This is a genomic window from Pontibacter sp. H249, assembly GCF_037892465.1.
Classification (GTDB): Bacteria; Bacteroidota; Bacteroidia; order Cytophagales; family Hymenobacteraceae; genus Pontibacter.
The window spans coordinates 122,487-145,188 of sequence record NZ_JBBKTR010000007.1 but is presented as its reverse complement, the minus strand read 5'-3'; the positions used below and the strand labels follow the sequence as shown (position 1 = coordinate 145,188).

General features: G+C 44.1%; 15 protein-coding genes. 13 read left to right on the top strand and 2 right to left on the bottom strand.

Annotated elements, in window-relative coordinates:
* The first annotated feature begins 118 nt into the window (after positions 1-118).
* The 3 genes from WG943_RS11050 (at position 119) to WG943_RS11040 (ending at position 3,208) form a co-directional block, all read left to right on the top strand.
* A complete protein-coding gene (locus WG943_RS11050; RefSeq protein ID WP_340408960.1) occupies positions 119-2,194 on the top strand; it encodes a cation:proton antiporter in 2,076 nt (691 codons plus the stop codon).
* On the top strand, positions 2,178-2,672 hold the full coding sequence (locus WG943_RS11045; RefSeq protein WP_340408959.1) for a DUF4385 domain-containing protein: 495 nt from the start codon (positions 2,178-2,180) through the stop codon (positions 2,670-2,672). The genes WG943_RS11050 and WG943_RS11045 overlap by 17 nt, the downstream gene beginning before the upstream one ends.
* A 77-nt stretch (positions 2,673-2,749) precedes the next feature.
* A complete protein-coding gene (locus WG943_RS11040) occupies positions 2,750-3,208 on the top strand; it encodes a hypothetical protein (RefSeq protein ID WP_340408958.1) in 459 nt (152 codons plus the stop codon).
* A 229-nt stretch (positions 3,209-3,437) separates the two neighbouring features.
* On the opposite strand, the gene WG943_RS11035 is transcribed toward WG943_RS11040, so the two are convergent.
* Complete coding sequence (locus WG943_RS11035) at positions 3,438-4,574, bottom strand: hypothetical protein (RefSeq protein WP_340408956.1); 1,137 nt, start codon at positions 4,572-4,574, stop codon at positions 3,438-3,440.
* A 231-nt stretch (positions 4,575-4,805) separates the two neighbouring features.
* Between WG943_RS11035 and WG943_RS11030 the strand changes: the two genes are divergently transcribed.
* The 7 genes from WG943_RS11030 to WG943_RS11000 all read left to right on the top strand — a co-directional run bounded on the left by WG943_RS11030 (position 4,806) and on the right by WG943_RS11000 (position 16,031).
* On the top strand, positions 4,806-6,308 hold the full coding sequence (locus WG943_RS11030) for a glycine--tRNA ligase (protein ID WP_340408954.1): 1,503 nt from the start codon (positions 4,806-4,808) through the stop codon (positions 6,306-6,308).
* A 287-nt stretch (positions 6,309-6,595) separates the two neighbouring features.
* Positions 6,596-8,227 carry a mechanosensitive ion channel family protein gene (locus tag WG943_RS11025; protein WP_340408952.1) on the top strand — a complete coding sequence of 544 codons (1,632 nt, stop codon included), beginning with the start codon at positions 6,596-6,598 and terminating at the stop codon, positions 8,225-8,227.
* A 114-nt stretch (positions 8,228-8,341) separates the two neighbouring features.
* Entirely contained in the window at positions 8,342-8,533 is a 192-nt protein-coding gene (locus tag WG943_RS11020; protein ID WP_340408950.1) for a CsbD family protein, read from the top strand.
* A 550-nt stretch (positions 8,534-9,083) separates the two neighbouring features.
* Complete coding sequence (locus WG943_RS11015; RefSeq protein WP_340408948.1) at positions 9,084-9,254, top strand: hypothetical protein; 171 nt, start codon at positions 9,084-9,086, stop codon at positions 9,252-9,254.
* A gap of 218 nt (positions 9,255-9,472) precedes the next feature.
* Positions 9,473-11,929 carry an efflux RND transporter permease subunit gene (locus WG943_RS11010; RefSeq protein ID WP_340408946.1) on the top strand — a complete coding sequence of 819 codons (2,457 nt, stop codon included), beginning with the start codon at positions 9,473-9,475 and terminating at the stop codon, positions 11,927-11,929.
* Positions 11,910-15,263 (top strand): isoleucine--tRNA ligase, encoded by a 3,354-nt coding sequence (gene ileS, locus WG943_RS11005; protein ID WP_340408944.1) that lies wholly within the window; start codon positions 11,910-11,912, stop codon positions 15,261-15,263. The genes WG943_RS11010 and ileS overlap by 20 nt, the downstream gene beginning before the upstream one ends.
* Before the next feature lie 141 nt (positions 15,264-15,404).
* Positions 15,405-16,031 carry a lipoprotein signal peptidase gene (locus WG943_RS11000; RefSeq protein WP_340408942.1) on the top strand — a complete coding sequence of 209 codons (627 nt, stop codon included), beginning with the start codon at positions 15,405-15,407 and terminating at the stop codon, positions 16,029-16,031.
* A 78-nt stretch (positions 16,032-16,109) separates the two neighbouring features.
* Here the strand turns inward: WG943_RS11000 and WG943_RS10995 are convergent, their stop codons facing one another.
* Positions 16,110-17,141, bottom strand: coding sequence for a S41 family peptidase (locus WG943_RS10995; RefSeq protein WP_340408941.1), 1,032 nt, complete (start codon positions 17,139-17,141; stop codon positions 16,110-16,112).
* A 191-nt stretch (positions 17,142-17,332) separates the two neighbouring features.
* On the opposite strand from WG943_RS10995, the gene WG943_RS10990 reads away from it, so the two are divergent.
* The 3 genes from WG943_RS10990 to WG943_RS10980 all read left to right on the top strand — a co-directional run bounded on the left by WG943_RS10990 (position 17,333) and on the right by WG943_RS10980 (position 22,645).
* Positions 17,333-19,162, top strand: a complete 1,830-nt coding sequence (locus WG943_RS10990; RefSeq protein WP_340408940.1) for an ABC transporter ATP-binding protein — start codon at positions 17,333-17,335, stop codon at positions 19,160-19,162.
* A gap of 227 nt (positions 19,163-19,389) precedes the next feature.
* Complete coding sequence (gene rnr / locus WG943_RS10985; RefSeq protein ID WP_340408939.1) at positions 19,390-21,663, top strand: ribonuclease R; 2,274 nt, start codon at positions 19,390-19,392, stop codon at positions 21,661-21,663.
* A gap of 7 nt (positions 21,664-21,670) precedes the next feature.
* Complete coding sequence (locus tag WG943_RS10980; protein ID WP_340408937.1) at positions 21,671-22,645, top strand: polyprenyl synthetase family protein; 975 nt, start codon at positions 21,671-21,673, stop codon at positions 22,643-22,645.
* Positions 22,646-22,702 lie beyond the last annotated feature (57 nt).

Here is a 22,702-nt window from a genome sequence, read left to right as displayed (position 1 = left end):
TGATGTGGATAGGTGGAAAAGCAACTCAGAAAAGAGTAAATATCACAAGCGAGGAAACAAAAGTGTAAAATAAAATTTCTATATCTTTAAAGCATACACAAACGACACCAAGAGAAACATGAAGCTTTTGATGAATCTGGCGCTCCCGTTCGAAGAGCCTGTACTAATATTTACGTTGGTCCTTCTGGTAATACTTATTGTACCAATATTCCTGAAGAAATTTAGCATACCAGGTATAGTAGGCTTAATAGTAGCTGGAGTAATATTAGGGCCGAACGGGTTTCACATATTAGAGAGGGATGCAAGTATAGTACTTTTCGGTACAGTAGGATTACTGTATATCATGTTCCAGGCAGGGCTTGAAATAGACATGATTGATTTTAAAAGGTATAAAATCAGAAGTATAGTTTTCGGCACATTTACCTTTATCATACCTATAACCATAGGAACACTTGTATTCCTATACCTACACAACTATGATATAAAGCCAGCTATACTTTTGGCCAGTATGTTTGCACCTCATACATTACTTGCCTACCCAATAATCAGCAGGTTAGGACTTAGCAAAAACGAAGCAGTAACAATAACTATCGGTGGTACATTAATCACAGATACAGCTGTGCTGTTTGTGCTGGCTATCATAATAAATTCTACACAGGGCGAGACAAACATTGGTTTTTGGGTATTAATGGTGATCAAAATGATAGCCTTTGTTGCAGTAGTTTTGTGGGGCTTTCCAAAGATTGCAAAATGGATGTTTAAGCAGCTAGAAAGTGAGAAGGGAGCGCAGTACATATTTGTGCTAACAGTAATCTTCTTTGCAGCGTTTTTGTCAGAGCTAGCTGGAATGGAAGCGATAATAGGCGCATTCTTGGCAGGCTTAGCACTTAACCCACTGATCCCCCATACATCACCGCTAATGAACAGAATAGAATTTGTTGGTAACAACATCTTTATTCCGTTCTTCCTCATAAGCACAGGTATGCTAGTTGATTTAAAAGTGCTCTTTACAGATACCAATGCCATGCTTATAGCAGCAACTATTGTAGTGCTGTCACCTATAACAAAGTATGCTGCAGCTTTTCTCACGCAAAAAATATTCGGATTTACCATACTGCAACGGAACCTGATATTCGGTTTGAGTAGTGCACACGCGGCCGCAACGCTGGCAGTGGTATTAGCAGGATTCGAGATTGGGTTGATTGGAGAAAGTGCTTTAAATGGTGCAGTAGTGTTGATATTAACATCAAGTATGATAAGCTCACTATCAACAGAAAAAGTGGGCAAGAAACTGGCCATTTTCGAAAGCAGAAGAAAACCAGACATCAGTCAAAAACCAGACAAGATATTAGTACCGATTGGTAATCCTAAAACAATTGAGAGGCTAATTGATCTGGCAGTGATGCTTAAGAACCCAATGCACAAAGCACCCATATATCCTTTGGCAGTAGTCATAGATAACGAGCATGCTGAAGAAGAAATCTTCAAGAAAAACAAAATGCTGCAGGAAGCAATAACACATGCCTCTGCGACAGATAACGATGTTCAGCTGGTATCTAAAATTGATGTAAGTGTGCCGAGTGGTATATTAAGGGCTATAAAAGAATTGATGATTACCGAAGTGGTGCTGGGCTGGAACGCCAAAATTACTGCACGCGATAGAATATTTGGTTCAGTACTGGATAACCTGCTGGAGAATACTGATGAGATGATATTGGTATGTAAGCTGATCCAACCTTTAAATACCACAGGAAGGTTAATCGTAATTGTACCAACAAATGCAGAATTGGAAAGAGGCTTTTTAAGGTGGATGAGAGCGATTAAATTGTTGTCGACACAATTAGGGGCACCCATTGTATTTAGAGCCCGTAGAAGGACCTTAAACAAGATAAAACAGGCGATTAACAGCAGTAAACCTACTGTAGATGCAGCTTACCAGCAGTACACGAATGTAGATGAGATAGAAAGTATGAGGTCTGACCTGAAAAATGATGACATGGTGGTGGTAATCTCAGCAAGGAAAAAAACGGTGTCGTACAATAGCAACCTGGATTATGTACCTCGCGTGCTTTCAAGAGATTATAAAAACAATAGCTTTATTGTTATTTACCCAGAGCAGTATTCAGTATATCAAACTGTGCCAGTAAAACAAGCAAATATGGCTTACGAAGAGACGAATGGGAAAAGCGTTTAACTATAACCAGGACTTCAGTAAAACAGATTTTAGAAAACATCCGGAGTTGTACAGAGTGGGTAAAGGTGAGCAGGGAGTGCTGTTAGTAGAGCCATATAAATCAGAGATACTACCGCACTGGCGCTTTAAAACTCCAGAGATAGCCAAAGAATCATCTGAAAAAATATTTGAGTTGTTCATGGATTACCTGGAGCAGGAAGACTTTATAGGTGCAGACATGGCTCGTAAATACCTGCAAATGGGCTATACAAGAGCCAGGCGTTACGCAAACCATAAAAGCGGGAAAAAGTACGATGGACCTGTACCGGATGATAAGAAGGGCCAAAGCGGCGCTCACGGCAGAGAGCAGTTACCACAGGATCCCGATCCGGTAAAGGCAAAATCAGCTGAGATATTTAAGGAAAAGTGGCAATTGGCAAAACACAACAAAACCTATCAGCAACTTATGGAGAAGTTTAAGGCCAAATACAGTAAGTAATGCAACAACTGTAGATTAAATTATAACCATAGAATAAGTTAAAAACGTATCTTTGCAAAAAATAATTTCTGTTAAAAATGATCAACAAAGACATCAGGTTAGGTAAAGGACTTGGTAAGATCAAGTTTGGCCTGACAATGGAAGAAGTAGAGGAGTTGATAGGCGAGCCGGAAGAAATCGAAGAGTCTGAAGAAGACGACGAATTCGAGCACGAAGCCTGGAACTACTGGGAAGACGGTTACTCGTTATATTTCGACAAAGAGGATGATTACAAACTAAGCTGCATTGAAACCGCAAACCGTGAAGTACAACTTTGGGGTGAGCGTATTTTCGAGATGAGCAAAGAGCAAGTTGTCCGACTATTTGCCGACAACAACATCACAGGTATGGAGGAGGAAGAGGCAGAAAGCGGAGAAACCCGTATCTCATTTGAGAAAGAAATGATCGACTTATACTTTGACGAAGATCAACTGATAGCGGTAAACTTTGGGGTTTTCATTAATGATAACCTGGAAGTGATGTGGCCAGAGAAGTAAAAGTATAAACAAGAATATAAAGAAACAGCCCCAGCTTTTAAAAAAGTTGGGGCTGTTTCTTTATAGAATATGTGCGTTACAATGACTCAAAAATGTAAGTGGAAAAAGTAAACAAGAACAGCCAAAACATAAATGGAAGCCGCTTTTGTAGCAAAAGTATAAACATATTTTAAAATGAAAGGCCCAGCAATGCCGGGCCTTCATCTTAAAATATTATGGTATCAAAATCTTACTCGAAGAAGAAGTTTATCAGCTCTTCCTGAATAACAGGGTTGATGGCAACGGCAAGTATAACCGATATAATCAAACCAATTGTTACAGAAAATATATCCTTACCAATCAATCCGAAAGTCTTGGCAAACTTAACTGAGCTGTCATGAGCACGCAGGCGCATACCTAACTCACGGCCTGCTAGTAGGCCTATAAACACCCAAGTAGTACTCATCGGGATATTATTTACCTCTTTAAAGTAGTAAAGTATAACTGCATACACCAAATCGATAATGGTGGCGCTTCTAACGTCGCGAACTTCAGATTTCTCGTTAATGATATGCTGGATTTTCTCTCCGCGCCTAAAAAACATGAAGCCTAATCCGAGGAAGATGAAAAGAGCAAAGGCAGCAAACTCAGTTATATTTAACTGGCGGGGAAGATATACGGCTACGTTTGCAAGGTCCTGAGCAAGCCAGGTGTGCCATAAGAAACCACTAATGATCCACTGAGCCCAAATCCAGAAAGAATGTGCTTTACCTTTGATGAACTTCTTTATAACCTTTGAAAGAATTATGTATATGATGAATGCCGAAACAAAAGCAGCTACATAACCCATTAAACTTTTGCTAACCATGCTAATGATGGCACCAGAGCTAACGGTAAACACACTCAAAAGCATGAAAGTAGTAGATACCGGAATTCTAAAGCGAGTTAGTAACAGCAGTACTATAGGAGCCGCCAACTGCAGGTACACAAAATTGTCAGGGGTTTGATCGAAACCTTTAGAAGCTAAGCGCTGGTAGGTAACATCACCGTCGAAGGCGTACCAGCTATAAAAAACAGTACCAAGGAAAATGGTGCCCATAAACAGCCACTGCCAATACCATTTCTTGTCTTCATTAGAAACGATGAACGTACCGATTGTCTGAATACTATCGTTCGCAATGGCAGAATAGCCTGCAAAAGCAAAGCCTACCCACATGGCAATAGAGGCATATGGATAAACAATACCAGCCAGAATAAGCGAGAAAGCAATAAAGTAAAGGAATTTCTTCTCTTTCTGAATGTAGATATCAACCGTACTATAGCGCTTTCTGAACTTGTAAGGTTGAACGGAAACGATAGGTTTTTTCCCTTTCTTGGTTTTAGGCATCGGGGTAAAAATTTGTTATTTTATAAAAACTGTGCAAGTTACCTCAAATTACTGCGAACGTACTTAAACCTAATGTTAAGAAATTGTTAACACAATTAATTTATAGTTACATAAGCTCTAAAACTAGAAAGTAAGGTAACTAGCATGTAAGTAAAAAAGTATAAAAGCCTCTGCACAAAATCTCTAAACACTTACTGGCATTATAAAACTCTAAAAAGCTATCTTTGCACCATGGCGACACAAGAAAAAGCTACTGTGGAAAACGCACAGTTAAAAGATATTATCTCTCACGCAAAGGAGTATGGTTTTGTATTCTCATCCAGCGATATCTACGATGGCCTGCAGGCTGTTTACGATTATGGCCAAATGGGTGTAGAACTAAAGAACAACATCAAGAACCTATGGTGGAAATGCATGACGCAGCTGAACCAGAATGTAGTTGGTTTGGATGCTGCCATCTTTATGCACCCATTGGTTTGGAAGGCATCCGGCCACGTAGACAGCTTTAACGATCCGATGATCGATAACAAGGATTCGAAAAAGCGCTACCGTGCTGATGTGCTGATAGAAGATAAAGCTGCACAATATGAGAACGAAGGCAAAGTAGAAGAAGCAGGTGCCTTACTTGCCGAAATGGGTAAGTTACTGGAAGACGAAAACCTCGATGGCGTACGTGAACTGATCATCAGCGAAGGAATTAAGTGCCCCATCTCAGGTACAGCTAACTGGACAGATGTAAGGCAATTTAACCTGATGTTCTCTACGCAGGTTGGTTCTGTGGCCGAAGAGTCTCAGACAATTTACCTGCGCCCTGAAACAGCACAGGGTATATTTGTGAATTTCCTGAATGTGCAGAAAACAGGCCGTATGAAGGTGCCTTTCGGTATCGCACAGATCGGTAAAGCTTTCCGTAACGAGATTGTGGCGCGTCAGTTTATCTTTAGGATGCGTGAGTTTGAGCAGATGGAAATGCAATTCTTTGTTCGCCCTGGCACCGAAATGGAGTGGTATAACCAATGGAAAGAAACTCGTAAGAAATGGCATGAAGCTATAGGTATACCAGCAGAAAGTCTGCGTTACCACGACCACGACAAGCTGGCTCACTATGCAAATGCCGCTGTCGATATCGAGTACCGTTTCCCGTTCGGTTTCAAAGAAGTAGAGGGTATACACTCACGCACCGACTTTGACCTGACGCAGCACCAGGAGCTGAGCCGCAAGAAAATGCAGTACTTCGACAACGACCTGAACGAAGATGGCAAACCATATGGTAACTACGTACCTTATGTTATCGAGACATCAGCTGGTGCAGACCGCCTGTTCCTGATGACGCTTTGCAATGCTTATACTGAAGAGGAGATCGTTGAAGGTGACAGCACCAAGTCGCGTACGTTCCTGAAGTTCCATCCGGCATTGGCTCCGGTTAAGGCAGCTATACTTCCGCTAACGAAGAAAGACGGCCTGCCAGAGAAAGCCACCGAGATATTCGACTCGTTGAAGTATGATTTCAACATGATCTATGAAGAGCGCGACAGCATCGGCAAGCGTTATACCCGCCAGGATCTCATCGGAACACCATTCTGTATCGCTGTGGATCACCAGACACTGGAGGATAACACCGTTACTGTTCGTGACCGCGATAGCCGTGAGCAGGTGCGTATGCCAATCAGCGAATTGCACAATTATATAAACAAAGCCGTTAGCTTTAAGAGCATCTTCGAGAAGCTGGCTTAAGTATAAAAGTATAAAGTATAAGAGAGGCAGTATGGGAAACCAGGCTGCCTTTTTTGTTTAAATGATGCAAACTTCCGCTATGAATCTACCTAAAAAATTTGCCTAATAACATTGCCTGAATACTTTCATAAGCAATAGAGATGGCGATTTATTGCAGATTATCCACATGTAAAAAGTAAAGCAAAGGATATAAGCAAAATGCATAATCGGAAATTTTTTGTAGTTTAAAGGATTCAACAAGATTTCCAGGAATGCGAATTACCAAACTTTTATTGTGCCTTTTTGCCATGCTGGTCTTCAGCCAGGGCTTTGCACAAGAAAATACTGAAGCCGCCCAACAGCAGGCAGTAAAGGTTATAAAAGGAGCACCAGTTATACTTGACCGTGATACATTATTCTACGTTTATAATCCGGTTGGCTCGTTCAGTAAAGAAGAACGCGCTGCAGCCATAAGCAGAAGAGTAAAAGAACTGGCCGGTGAACATCTCTTCTCTGAAGACTCTGTAAATGTAGTGGACCATGTGCTTACCACTGATATCACGTACCTGGATAAGGTAATTGTAAGCGTAACAGAAGCCGATGCAACATTTGCTGAAAGGCCCCGCGAAGAACTGGCAGAACTGTATGCCGCTAAAATAAGGACTTCGGTAGCCGAATATGCAAAGCAGAACAGCCTGCGTACCATTGCTCTGGAAATAGGTTTAGCTATCCTAGTACTGGTTATCTTCTACTTCCTGATGAAGTATGTAAACAGGCTGTTTCAGTACCTGTTCCAGAAAGTAGAAGAGCAGCAGGGCAAGCGATTAAAAGGCCTGAAGGTGAAAAACTACGAAATGCTCACGCCGGAACGCGAAGCCGCAGTTATATTGGCAGTGGTAAAGTTTATTAAGGTAGTTACCGTATTCATACTTTTCTACATACTGTTGCCGGTGCTATTCAGCATCTTCCCTTGGACACAGGGCTATGCTGAAACATTACTGTCTTATATCATCAGTCCACTTCGCCAAATCGTGTTCGGGTTGGTAAACTATATACCCAATCTACTTACTATTCTGGTAATTATAGTTGTAACGCATTATGTAGTGAAGTTCCTGCGCTTCTTGGCAGGCGAGGTTGAAGAGGGCAAACTGGAGGTTCCGGGTTTTTACAAAGACTGGGCAAAGCCAACCTACAATATTGTACGCTTCCTGCTTTATGCATTTATGTTTGTGGTGATCTGGCCATACTTGCCTGGATCGGATTCAGCGGTATTTCAGGGGGTATCGGTTTTCCTGGGTATACTTTTCTCACTGGGTTCGTCGTCGGCCATTGCCAATATGGTAGCAGGCCTAGTGCTTACTTATATGCGTTCTTTTAAGATAGGAGATAGAATTAAAATAGGGGATATAACAGGAGATGTGTTGGAAAAAACGTTGCTCGTTACCAGGGTTCGAACCACAAAGAACGAAGACATCACCATTCCCAATGCCATGATCCTGAATAACCATACCACTAACTTTACAACCTGCAGCGAGCAGAGCGAGAAAGGTTTGGTACTGCATACTACCGTTACTATTGGGTATGATGTGCCGTGGCCAAAAGTACACCAGGCTTTAATAGATGCTGCCCTTGCCTGCCCTAACATCGAAAAAATACCAAGTCCGTTTGTGTTGCAAACCAGCTTGGACGATTTTTATGTTAGTTACCAATTAAATGCCTATACTTTTAAAGCAGCTAACATGGCTCAGATTTACTCCGATATCCATCAAAACATACAAGATAAGTTTAATGAAGCTGGTATTGAGATCCTGTCGCCGCACTACCGGGCACAGCGCGATGGTAATATGGTAACCATACCTGCCCATTACCTGCCGCAGGATTATCAGGCACCATCGTTTCGGGTAGAACAAGTACAGCAACCTGTTACATCTCAGCTCTAAAAAGCAGGCTAACAGGCTCGATATAACAGACTCTCCTGTTGTTTATTGTTTTTGAACCCCCAACCTGAGTTCTTAATAGTACGTTATTAGTTTATTAATTAACGCTATAAAACTATGAGAGAAGCAGAATATAGAACCCGAGGCAATTGGAACGAAATGAAGGGTAAGATAAAGCAGGAGTACGGCGATTTGACTGATGACGACCTTACATATGAGGAAGGCAAACAGGATGAGTGGCTGGGCCGGATGCAACAGAAGATAGGCAAAACAAAACATGAAATTAAAGAATGGATAGATCGCATGTAGCTTATGCGGTACTCGTCAAGCCCCGTTTACTTGTAAGTAAACGGGGCTTTTTCTTTACAAAACGCACAGTATTTAAACTGTTATTATTAAAATCAGAGTTCTTTAAGTAGGGATCTTTATACAAAAAAGCCGGATTCATTAATCTTCATTTTAGCTTATAGTGCAGTACTTATGTAAAATATAGTTAACCCTATACTTTGCTCAATTATGGGTAATTTATCTGATGAATTACATGTGAATAAAATGGGTAAAAATCCGATTGAAGTGAATTACACAAGTTTTGCATAGCAGTTATTCACAGAGGCTAATTATAAAGTGACATATGTTCAGGAAAGTTAAAATCTAAGCGAAGATTAACGAGTAAAAGCTGTTGAAAGCTATAAGCAAAATGGCTATGGTAAAATCAGGAAAGAGATAATTGTATTCTTTTCAACAACCTGTTACGCCATTGTTTTAACGATTGACTAAAACAAAAGCAGGGTTAACAAATAGATAAAACTGCTCACAAAGAGCCATTCGTAAGTATAGGTGAAACCAATACAATTAAGAAATGGCTAATTCATCGAAATCAAATAGCAGCAATAACAGTTTAAAGGATAACAACCCATGCTGGAAAGGCTATGAACCTGTAGGAACAAAAAAGAAAGACGGAAAGGAAGTACCAAACTGTGTTCCTAAAAACAAGTCCTCTAGTTCTAAATCATCCATGAGCAAAAGCTAAATTATAAATTATACCTAAAGGAGCAGTATCTAAAAATGGGTGCTGCTCCTTTTGCTTTGTAGTCCCTTTAAAGACTGCAGTTTCCGGCAAGGTTTATACTTTCTAAGCCATATAGCAAACCAAAATTGCCTACCTTTGCCGAATTGTAGCAGATCATGTGGAATAAGATTGCCATTTTTATAATTAAAAACAGGTTAAGACTGCTTATCGTCTTAGCCATGCTTACTGCGTTTATGGCTTATAAAGCCAAAGACGCAGAAATGTCTTACGATTTTGCCAATGTCGTGTCACAAGACGATGTGGACATGCAGTACTTCCAGCGCTTTAAGCAGACATTTGGCGAGGATGGCAACATTCTGGTGGTGGGCATGCAGGACAACAAAGTATACAAGCTTCCTAATTTTAAGAAGCTGAAAGCTTTGACAGACCAGCTGGCGAAAGTAGAGGGCGTGAAAGTAGTAATCTCGTTGCCGAACCTGGTACAGGTGGTAAAAGATACAGCAGAGCGTAAGTTCACCACATCCCCAATTTTTGACAGCTTCCCGGAAACACAGCCAGAGCTGGATAGTCTCCTGAAAGTGGTGCGCAACCAGGGCTTTTACGACGGGCAGATCATCAACGATAAAACCGGTGCCACACTGATTGCTATTACCGTAGATCCGAAGTTTCTAAACTCGGCCCGCCGCGTAGAGGTGATGGATAATGTGATGGAGCATACAGAAGCTTTCTCTAAAACTACAGGTATAAAGTTGCACTACGCAGGCCTGCCTTTTGTGCGCGCCGTGATGACGACCAAAGTATCAGCCGAGATGAAAATGTTCTTGCTGCTGGCTATGCTGGTAACAGGCGTTACGCTGTTCATTTTCTTCAGGTCATTCTACGCTGTGCTTTTCCCGTTGCTGATGATCAGCATTGTGGTAGTGTGGGTGTTGGGAACACTGGCTTTACTCGACTATAAAATATCGTTGCTAACCGGGCTTATACCCGCCATACTTGTTGTAATTGGTATACCAAACTCAACCTACCTGCTCACGCGCTACCACTACGATTACCGCAAGCACGGCAATAAGATACTGGCACTGTCAAGGGTAATTAGCAAGATAGGTGTAGTAAACCTGGTAACGAATACAACCACAGCCATTGGTTTTGTGGTGTTCACGTTTACGCAGGTAGCCATACTTTACGAATTTGGCGTAGTGGCTGGCATCAACATCTTTGTTACATTCATTATCAGCATTGTACTTATACCGGTGGTATTTTCCTATTTGCCGCCGCCAACAGCAAGACAACTGCGCCACCTCGATGCAAAGCCATTGAACAAACTGCTTGAGTTCATCGACTACATTGTGCATGAGAAGCGCCAGTTGGTATACTTTTTTACTATTGTAGCACTCGGATTATCCTTGCTGGGCATATATAAAGTGAAAACGGTATCGTACATGGTGGACGATTTGCCGGAAGAAAGTAGCGTAAACGCCGACCTTGCCTTTTTCGAAAATCACTTTAATGGAGTAATGCCGCTGGAAATAATTGTGGACACAGGTGTAAAGCAGGGCGTGATGCGATTGCCGAACCTGGGTAAACTGAACCAGCTGGAGAACTTCCTGCGCACGCAGCCTATACTTTCTGCCCCTATTTCTGTAGTTGGTTTGGTTAAAACAGCAACACAAGCATTTTACGGAGGCGACCCAGGCTCTTACAGATTACCAGACAACACAGAACGCAACTTCATCTTTAGTTACCTAGCCAAGCAGGGCGAGGGAGCAAACCAACAACTGCTCCGTTCTTTTGTAGACAGCACCGGGCAGCAGGCACGCATCTCTCTTAAAGTTGCTGATGCAGGTTCAAGAGTTTTAGATACGCTGATCATCAATAAAATTAAACCGGAGCTGCGCGAGATCTATGGCGGAGAGGGCGTAACAGTTGAGGAGGCAGGCAACACCATGACCTTTACCCGCGACGATTCCGGTGCACAGACTACCGTGAGCCTTACCGGTACCACGCTACTTTTCATCAAAGGAAACGAATACCTTATCAACAACCTGCGCTCTAGCCTTATACTTGCTTTTGTGTTGGTAACTATTGTGATCGCCTTGTTGTTTAAGTCTGCGAGGGTGGTGATAATCTCGCTGATACCAAACATGATACCGCTGCTGATAGCGGGTGGCTTGATGGGCTTTTTCAACATACCGCTAAAGCCAAGTACAGCACTTATTTTTAGCATTGCACTAGGTATTGCCATCGACGACTCTATTCACTTTTTAGCAAAGTATAGAAGCGAGTTGATTTCGAATGGTTTTAACATCAGCAGGGCTATTACCACCAGCTTAACAGAGGCCGGCACAAGTATGATCTATACTTCGGTGATTCTGTTCTTTGGGTTTGTGATCTTTGCCTTCTCCGAATTTGGCGGTACAAAGGCGCTTGGTGTGCTGATGTCGGTCAGTTTACTGATTGCATTGTTCACAAACCTGATTATATTGCCAACTTTGCTGATGAGCTTCGACAGCGGTAAGTATGAACGTGACCCTTATGCCCTGATAGAGCATTACGACGAATATTACCTGGAGCATGACGATGAAGAGTTAGATCTGAATCAGCTAAAATTAAAATTTGAAGAAGAAATTCTGGAAGAAGATAAAAAACCTGTAAACGGTGAAGTACAACGAGTATAAAAATCTGAATTACGCCAAAGTAGGCGAAGATGTGCTGTCCTTCTGGAAGCAGCACAATGTATTTGAAAGATCGGTAGCTACCCGTGAGGGCAACACGCCGTTCGTATTTTATGAAGGACCGCCGTCAGCAAACGGTACGCCGGGTATTCACCACGTAATGGCCCGCGCCGTGAAGGATATTTTCTGCCGCTACAAAACCCTTAAAGGGTTCCACGTGAACCGTAAAGGTGGCTGGGATACACACGGCCTGCCGGTAGAATTGCAGGTAGAAAAAGAGCTGGGTATTACGAAAGAAGATATCGGTAAGAAAATTACGGTAGAAGAGTATAACCAGCGTTGCCGCGAAACGGTAATGCGTTTCAAAGGCCAATGGGACGACCTGACTGAAAAGATGGGCTACTGGGTAGACCTGAACAACCCGTATATTACGTTTGAGAGAGAGTACATCGAATCATGCTGGGCCCTGCTAAAGCGCCTGTACGACAAGGGCTACCTCTATAAAGGCTATACGATACAGCCATACTCTCCGGCTGCAGGTACAGGACTAAGCTCGCACGAGCTTAACCAGCCAGGCTGCTACAAAATGGTGAAGGACACAACCATTGTAGCGCAGTTTGCCGTGAAGCGCATCACCCGTAACATGTTCCTGTTTGAGCGTGAAGATGAGCATGTATCTATACTTGCCTGGACAACCACGCCTTGGACACTTCCGGGCAACACGGCGCTGGCAGTTGGTAAGAACATCAAGTATGTAAAAGTACAGACCTATAACCAGTATACGTACGAGCCGATCTCGGTTATACTTGCCAAAGAACTGGTAAGCCGTTACTTTAACCCGAAGGCAGCCGATATTCCGTTGGCAGAGTATAATTCCGGCGATAAGCTAATCCCTTACAAAATAGTAGAGCAGTTTGACGGCAGCGACCTTGCAGGTGTGGAATATCACCAGCTGATGCCATACGTAACTCCAGATAAGCCTGCTTTCCGCGTGATCATCGGTGATTATGTAACTACAGAGGATGGTACCGGTATCGTGCATATCTCGCCAACCTTCGGTGCCGACGACTTTAGAGTTGCTGCCCAGAACGATATTCCTGCGCTGTTGATCACTGATGAGACTGGCAAGCAGGTGCCTATCGTGGACAAACAAGGTCGCTTTGTTGATGAGATCACTGATTTTGCCGGCATGTACGTGAAGAACTATGCCAAGGAAGACGAGTCGTCTCCGGAGTACAGGCCAACCGACGTAAAAATTGCCATCAAGTTAAAAGAAGAGGGCAAAGCCTTTAAAGTAGAGAAATACGAGCACACCTACCCGCATTGCTGGAGAACCGATATGCCGGTTTTATACTATCCGCTGGATAGCTGGTTTATCAAAACAACTGCGGTTAAGGACAGGCTGATCGAGCTGAATAAAACCATTAATTGGAAACCGGAATCTACGGGTACAGGCCGTTTTGGCAACTGGCTGGAGAACCTGGTAGACTGGAACCTGTCGCGTTCACGCTACTGGGGTACACCGCTGCCTATCTGGAGAACAGAAGACGGCGAGGAGGAGATCTGCATTGGTTCTGTAGTAGAACTTACCTCAGAGATCGATAAATCTGTGAAAGCCGGTGTGATGGAGCAGTTTATTGAGGTACCAGATCTGCACCGCCCTTACGTGGATAACATCGTGCTGGTAAGCAAGTCGGGTAAGCCAATGTACAGAGAGACAGACCTTATCGACGTTTGGTTTGACTCTGGCGCCATGCCGTATGCACAGTGGCATTATCCACTCGAGAACAAGGATATCTTTGAGCAGAACTTCCCGGCAGACTTTATTGCCGAAGGTGTAGACCAAACGCGTGGCTGGTTCTTTACGCTGCATGCCCTGGCTGTAATGCTAGAGGATAGCGTGGCTTACAAAAACGTAATCGCCAACGGCCTGGTGCTGGACAAAGACGGAAATAAGATGAGCAAGCGCTTAGGCAACGCCATAGATCCGTTCGAGATGATCGGAAAGTATGGCCCGGATGCTGTACGCTGGTACATGATTGCCAATGCGCCGCCTTGGGATAACCTGAAGTTTAACCCGGAGGGTGTAGTAGAGACGCAGCGCCGTTTCTTTGGTACCTTGCAGAACACGTACTCGTTCTTCGCGTTATATGCCAACCTCGATAACTTCACTTATGCTGAGGCCGATGTGCCAATGGCGCAACGCACTGAGTCAGATCGTTGGATCATCTCTAAGCTGAACACGCTGATAAGTATAGTTGATGCGAATTACGAGGATTACGACCCAACCCGTGCAGCACGTGCGATACAGGATTTCGTGGTAGATGACCTGAGTAACTGGTACGTGCGCCTGAATCGTAAGCGTTTCTGGAAAGGCGAGTACAATATCGATAAGATTGCAGCTTACCAGACACTTTATACTTGCCTCGAGACCATCGCCAAAATTGCGGCCCCGATCGCGCCATTCTACATGGAGCAGCTGTACCGCGACCTGAATGCTGTTAGCAACAAGCACAAAGAGGATTCGGTACACTTGGCATACTACCCAGAGGTAGAGAAAGCCGATATCGACAAAGACCTGGAAGAGCGTATGGAGTTGGCTCAAACTATATCATCGCTGGTGCACTCGCTGCGCAAAAAGCATATGATAAAAGTTCGTCAGCCGTTGCAGCGCATACTTATACCAGTGCTTAACGAGAGAATGAAGCACCAGATCGAAGCCGTTGCCGACCTGATCATGAGCGAAGTGAACGTGAAGACGATCGAGTACATCGACGACACATCGGGCATCCTGGTGAAGAAGATCAAGCCTAACTTTAAGAAGCTGGGCCAGGTTTTCGGACCAAAAATGAAACTGGTAGCCGCTGCCGTACAGCAAATGGACCAGAACGATATTGCACACCTGGAGCGCGAAGGTGGTTTCGAGATCATGCTATCTGATGACGAGACAGCCGTACTGACGCCGGATGATGTGGAGATCTCTTCTGAGGATATACCAGGTTGGTTGGTTGCCAGCGAAGGTAAACTGACTGTTGCCCTGGACATCACCATCACCGAAGAATTGAAACAGGAAGGCATTGCCCGTGACCTGGTAAACCGTATTCAGAACCTGCGTAAAGACAGCAACCTGGAGGTTCAGGACAAGATCCACATTTACATGCAACGTGCCGCAGAAGAGGTAAATCAGGCAGTAATCAATTACAGTGCTTACATCTGTGCCGAAACACAGGCTTTAACGCTGGATATCGTGGAAGAACTAGCCAGCCCTACCACACTGGATATTGATGACTACACCGTTCTGATAAACATTCAGACAAACGGTAAAGCAGCCATTTAATTAAAAGCATCGGTTGGGCTTAGTAGCTATACCGGTGCTTTTATACTTTTAAGTATATTGCAGCAGCTTATAGCGAAGTATAAAGTCGTGCTACTTGATACGTGCAACGTTATTCAACCTAAAGCTGCCAAAAGAACAAATATGAAATACTGGAAATACTACATGGCGGCGCTTGCCGTGATCATTATAGATCAGGTTGTAAAGCTGGTCGTGCATTACAACATGGAAATGGGCCTGCCAGGCGAAATACACCTGATCGGCGATTGGCTTAAACTGCACTACACCCTGAACCCAGGAATGGCTTTTGGTGTGGAGTTGGGCTCTGAATACGGCAAGCTTATACTTACATTGTTCCGTTTGGTGGCCATGTTTGGTATAAGTTACTACCTGTACTACCTGGTTAAGCACAAAGCTCCGAAAGGTCTTATCTGGTGTATCGCGCTTATACTTGGCGGCGCCATTGGCAACCTCATCGATAGTACCTTCTATGGTGTTTGGTTCGATAATGCGCCGTATGGTTCTTCCACCCCGTGGTTTCATGGCCAGGTAATTGATATGTTCTACATCGATATATGGGAAGGTATTGTACCGAATTGGATACCGCTTTTCGGAGGTAAACCAATGTCGCTGTGGCCAATCTTCAACGTAGCCGATTCTGCCATCTTCATAGGTGTGCTAATGATCCTGTTTAACCAGAAGCGTTTCTTCGGAGAGCACCACGAGCCTGAACACAAAACCACTACAGTAGAGCAGGAGCAGGGATTATAATCTAAAGTATAAAGTATAAAAAAGGGGTTGTTCCATGTGGAGCAGCCCCTTTCGTTTTTAAGAAATAAGCAAAATTAATTATTTGATCTTCTGACTTAGCCATTTCACGGCAGCCTGAACTGTTACGTCTTTCTCTATCTCATTGTAGTTGTCATCGCTTTTAACGTAGACATCCGGATCAATAAACTCCTCCGATAGGACTCTCTTTTTAGCATCAGCTACATAAAGATGGCTTAGTAACATGTATCCTTTGTTCTGGATCTGGTAACCATTAGTGGCATTGGCTACTCCGGCTGTACGCTCTCCAAACAGCTTAGTATTATGTCGGGTTGTAAAGGATAACGCTATAATTTCCCCTGAACTTGCTGTACCCTGACCAATTAGTACAGCTACAGGTATTTTACTGTTTAGCTGACAAGGTCTATCTGGTATTCCGGCCTGTTGATAAGCAATCTCAGCAGAATCTTTTTCAATATTTTTCTTTTCTTTGATAATTTTCAGATTAGAATCAGCCACATAGATCCTGTTTTTTTTGCCAACAAGTTGCTTAATTGTCTGGTGCATCGGTTCGCTATTACCCCCGTTGTTCATGCGAAGATCAATGATAAACGCCTTCGGATTCTTAGATGCAATTTTGCAGAGTGAATCAGAAAGTATGTTTGCCCATTCTTTCATCTTTTTGGTGTTGCTGCCAATCAATACAGCTGGCATTTTATAATAGGCAATTTGATTTTCGAGCATTTTAATCTTAACCGACCTCGGCTTCTGATACTCTTCCTTGATGCCCTTGCTAAGCCTGTCTGGCTCGGCAGGTACAGGTATATAACGGTAAAAAGTGTCTGCTCCGGCATAGAAACCATGCTTATCCTTAAGTTGACTAAACGCCCATACCAAGGCCCCTTCTACCTCCTTATTATTTTTAGCGGTTGCAACCTTCTTGCTTACAGTATCACGTATAGCTGACCAATCAAGCCTGTTCGCATACAAAGAGTTTTTCTGCATGATGTCCAGCGTCTCATTTACATAGCTGCTCACGCTGTCAGGAACCTGGGAAAAACAGTAGGAATAACTCAGCAGGAGAAGGAAAAGGAGAAATTTTAATTTTTTCATAGTGTGAATAGGATTGACAGTTTAACACAAATATTTCATTTTTATTTTAAACTGTAATCAGCCGAACAGTGGGTTCATGAAAAGTATTTAGAAGATAGTGAATTAGCAGTTATTCTTAACAATAAGTGGTTAGCTTTAACTATTATCTAAAAACTCTTATTTTTACCAAAAGCACTAACCTTAATTTACTCTTGGCAACACCTACTCCCATACTTAAAGTCACCAACCTGGAAACTGTTTTCTCCACGCACCGCGGTACTACTAAAGCTGTGGATAAGGTATCGTTTGAAGTATACCCCGGCGAAACGGTGGCTATAGTTGGTGAGTCAGGCTCGGGTAAGTCGGTAACAGCTTTGTCCCTGATGCGGCTGATTAATACCCCGCCGGGCAGAATAGCAGGAGGGGAGGCCATTTTTCAGTCTGAGAAGTATGGCAAGGTAGACCTGTTTCAGCTACCCGAGAAGCAGATGCAGCAGATAAGAGGCAACGAGATAAGTATGATTTTCCAGGAGCCGATGTCGTCGCTGAACCCGGTTTATACTTGTGGAAAACAGGTAGCTGAGGTTTTATTGCTGCATACTAATCTATCAGAAAAAGAGGCGAAAGAACGAACTATACAGCTTTTTGAGAAGGCAAAACTCCCGCGTCCGGAGAAAATTTTCAACGCTTATCCACATGAGATTTCGGGTGGGCAGAAGCAGCGCGTGATGATTGCCATGGCCATGGCTTGCGAACCAAGTATACTTATCGCCGATGAACCTACAACCGCCCTGGATGTAACAGTGCAGGCACGAATGCTGCAGCTGATTGATGAACTGCGTGTGAAGGAGAATACCGCCGTGCTGTTCATTACCCACGATTTTGGTGTAGTAGCTGAAATTGCCGACAGAATACTGGTAATGTATAAAGGCAAATTGGTAGAGCAGGGCAAGGTGATGGATATCTTCATAAATCCGCAGCATCCCTATACCAAAGGCCTGTTGGCCTGTCGTCCAAAGCTTTCTGCCAAGCCGCAGTCTATACTTCTAACGGTATCTGATTTTATGCTGGAGGATGAGCAGGGTAATATCATCGAAAGGAAAAAAGAGGTACACACTCCTTCGTTGGTAGATGTGGTAAATGAATATGTAGGCACTGTTACTGATATCAGGCACCAGCAGGAGAACAAGCAGAAGCCACCACTCCTGCAGGTAGAGAACCTGAAAATATACTTCCCGATAAAGAAAGGCTTCTTTGGCCGCACCACCGACTATGTAAAGGCTGTAGATGGCGTTAGCTTTGAGGTGATGCCTTGCGAAACTATAGGCTTGGTAGGAGAGTCTGGGTGTGGGAAAACCACATTGGGTCGGGCGCTGCTAAAGCTGGTGGAACCAACAGAAGGAAGTATAAACTTCAATGGCCACGACATTGCCCAACTCAGCTCTGAAGAGCTCCGCAAAAGCCGTCGCGATTTCCAAATGATCTTCCAGGACCCCTACGCCTCGCTTAACCCGATGCATACCGTAGGGGAGGCCATTATGGAGCCGATGCGTGTGCATAAACTTTACGTTAACGACAAAGAACGCCGTGGAAAAGCTATGGAACTACTTGAAAAAGTAGGACTTATGCCGGAACACTTTAAGCGTTATCCACATGAGTTCTCTGGTGGCCAGCGGCAGCGTATCTGCATTGCCCGTGCGTTAGCCTTGCAGCCAAAATGCATCATTTGCGACGAATCGGTGTCGGCGCTGGATGTATCGGTGCAGGCGCAGGTACTTAATTTGCTCAACAAACTGAAACAGGAATACCAAATCACTTACATCTTTATCACCCACGATCTATCTGTAGCCAAGTATATGTCGGACCGCATTCTTGTAATGAGCAAAGGCCAGATTGTGGAAAGCGGCACACCGGAGCAGCTCTATCGCAACCCACAGCAGGAATATACCCGCACACTTATTAACGCCATTCCTAAAGGTGAGCCACAAGATATTGTGAAGGCGCAGGAGAGGCGGGAGGCAATGCGGGTTGGGGTGGTGTAATCAATTGCATATAATCATTCCTGTCCTTCAAAAGCATTCAACGAGTTTACCTAATAAACTTCAAAACCCATCATATATAAAAAAAACTATATAAATTGAGCTCAATTAGCTATGATCTTTAGCCAAACGCTTATATATGGCGTATAGTAGTTTTAAACTATTTAAGTTAATGATTGTAAATGAAAGCGGCAGCTGATTTGGCTGCTTGCCAGATTTGACGAAGATACATGAGAAGCAAAAACACAAGCAAAGGCGGCAGAGACAGAGATGGCCGTAACGAAAGAAGCAGTTCCCGCAGGGGAGAAGCATCTTCTAAAAGAGGTTCATCAGCAAGAGGCGAATCAGAAAGAAGAGAATCATCCAGAAAAGAAAAGAGTCGCGATAGAGAGCGCAGATCAGCTAAAACAATAGTACTAGAGTCATTCTCCAACAGTCCTGATACCATGTTTACCATGCGCCAGATCTACCGCAGACTTGGTGTAGTAGATAAAAAAGGCCGCGAAACAGTATCTGATATTTTAAAAACGCTGGTTCATGAAAATAAGCTGTTACTGATAGACGGCGATAAATACCAACTGAACCTGCGCGTGAATATCATTACAGGCCGTGTAGACTTGGCAAATAACAAGTATGCCTATATCGTGTCGGAGGATACAGAGGAGGACGTACGCGTATTTAGAGAGCACCTGAAGTATGCCATGGATGGCGACCTGGTAAAGGTAGAAGTACTACCAACAATGGTAGGAGGCCGTGCCGAGGGTATTGTGGTGGAGGTGCTGGAACGCTCCCGCACCGAGCTGGTGGGCATTATGCAACTGTCTAAGAATTTTGGCTTTGTAGTGCCAGACTTTAAAAAGCTATACTTTGATGTGTTCGTGGGCGAACGTGGCCTGAACGGTGCAGAAAATGGTGATAAAGTGCTGGTGAAAATAGTGGAGTGGCCGAAGGAGGCAGGCAAGAACCCAACCGGGGAAGTTACCCGTGTGTTTGGCCCTGCTGGTGAACACGAGGCCGAGATTCATTCTATTATGGCCGAGTTTGGGTTGCCGTTTGAGTTTCCGGAGTCTGTAGAGGAAGAGGCAGAAAAGATATCTGATAAGATTACCGCCGGAGAAATAGCGAAGCGTCGCGACTTCAGAGATATAACCACATTTACCATTGACCCGGCAGATGCCAAAGATTTTGATGATGCGCTGTCGATAAAAAAGCTGGAGAACGGTAACTGGGAAATAGGCGTGCATATTGCCGATGTAACCCATTACGTGCACACTAGAAGCTTACTCGAGAAAGAAGCTTTCCACAGAGCCACCTCGGTTTACCTTGTGGATAGAACGATCCCGATGTTGCCGGAGCGCCTCTCAAACGGCCTTTGCTCCCTCAGGCCAAACGAAGAGAAGTTAACTTTCTCGGCTGTGTTCGAGCTTGATGATAACGGTAAACTGTACAACGAGTGGTTTGGCCGCACCATTATCTACTCCGACAGAAGGTTTGCCTACGAAGAGGCCCAGGAACGTATCGAGACAGGAGAAGGCGACTTTGCTGAAGAGATTAACATCCTGAACAGCATTGCCAAAAAGCTGCAGGCAAAACGTTTCCAGAACGGAGCTATAAGCTTTGAAACAGTAGAGGTAAAGTTTAAGCTGGATGAGAACGGAAAGCCACTTTCGGTTTATGTAAAAGAACGTAAAGACGCCCATAAACTGATTGAGGAATTCATGCTGCTAGCTAATAAAAAGGTAGCAGAGTATGTGTACAACTTAGGCAAAGGCAAGAAACGCCCTACCATGGTTTATCGTACGCACGGCTCTCCTGATCCTGATAAGCTAAGCACTTTCTCGCTGTTTGCCCGCAAGTTTGGCTATAAGGTTGACCCGGAAGGAGATATTTCAAAAGAACTGAATACCCTGACAGAAGAAATAGAAGGCAAGCCGGAGCAAAGCGTGCTACAGAACTTGGCTATCAGAACTATGGCAAAGGCAAAGTATAGCACCGAGCCCGAAGGTCACTTTGGCCTGGCCTTTGCGCATTACTCACACTTTACCTCTCCAATTCGCCGCTACCCGGATATGATGTCGCACCGCTTGCTGCAGCACTACCTCGACGGCGAAAAGTCTGCTGAGAAGGAAGATTATGAAGCACGCTGTCAGCACTCCTCCGAAATGGAAAAACGTGCAGCCGATGCCGAACGCGCCTCTATCAAGTATAAGCAGGTAGAGTTTATGAAGGATACGATCGGCAACGAATACAAAGGAATAGTGTCTGGTGTTACAGAATGGGGTATATTTGTAGAGATCGAAGAGAATAAGTGCGAAGGCATGGTGCGTTTGGCCGACCTGAACGACGATTACTATGATCTGGATGCGAACAATTACCGCATTATTGGTCGCCAGAACAAACGCATCATATCATTTGGCGATGAGGTAATGGTACGCGTAAAAAGTGCTAACCTCGCCGACCGTACCATTGATCTGGAACTGGTAGAAACACTCAAAACTCACTAAACACCCTGTGGATATTAACATCCTTTCAGAAAGAGTACATCATACTTTATCCACGATGCGCTACGGCGAAAACCCGCCAGAGCTGTACGAGCCAATCCGGTACATTATGGCTTTGGGGGGTAAGCGCATCCGTCCGTTACTGGTGCTTTTAGCAGCCAAAATGTACGGTAACGATATCGAGAAGGCACTTTTGCCTGCAGCAGCAGTAGAAGTTTTCCACAACTTCACGCTGATGCACGACGATATCATGGACAAGGCGCCGCTGCGCCGGGGTCAGCAAACCGTGCACGAAAAATGGAATGCCAATACGGCCATACTTAGCGGCGACGTGATGCTGGTACGTGCTTACGAGCTGTTACTAAATGTAGAGCAGGATAAGCTGGCGCGGGTGCTCAAACTGTTTAGCTGCACTGCCGCCGAAGTATGCGAAGGCCAGCAACTGGACATGAATTTCGAGAACCGCACGCAGGTAAGCATACAGGAGTACATCCACATGATTACGCTGAAGACGGCAGTACTACTAGGCTTTAGCCTGGAGTTGGGTGCCTTACTTCAGGGGGCACCCGATGAAGATGCTGAGCACTTAAGGCAGTTTGGCAACAATGTGGGCATTGCCTTCCAGTTGCGCGACGACCTGCTGGATGTGTATGGCGATAAGGATAAATTCGGCAAGCAGGTAGGAGGCGATATACTTTCCGACAAAAAAACGTTCCTGATGCTGACGGCGCTGGAGCAGGCAAATGAACAGCAGCGGCAAACCATTACCAGCTGGCGCGATAAAACCGACGAAAGTATAGTAGCAGAAAAGGTACAGGCTGTTACTAAGGTATATGATCAATTAAACATCCGTCAGCAGACAGAACAGCACATTGATGTATACTTTAAGAAAGCGCTGCACCACCTTGATGCGATTGCTTTACCAGAAGAGAATAAAGAAACACTGCGCGGCCTGGCTATGCAGCTTATGGAACGGGATTCATAAATCGTTGGGTGCATGATTAGGGCAGGCTGTGGCTTGTCCCTATAACTTTCTAGTTAC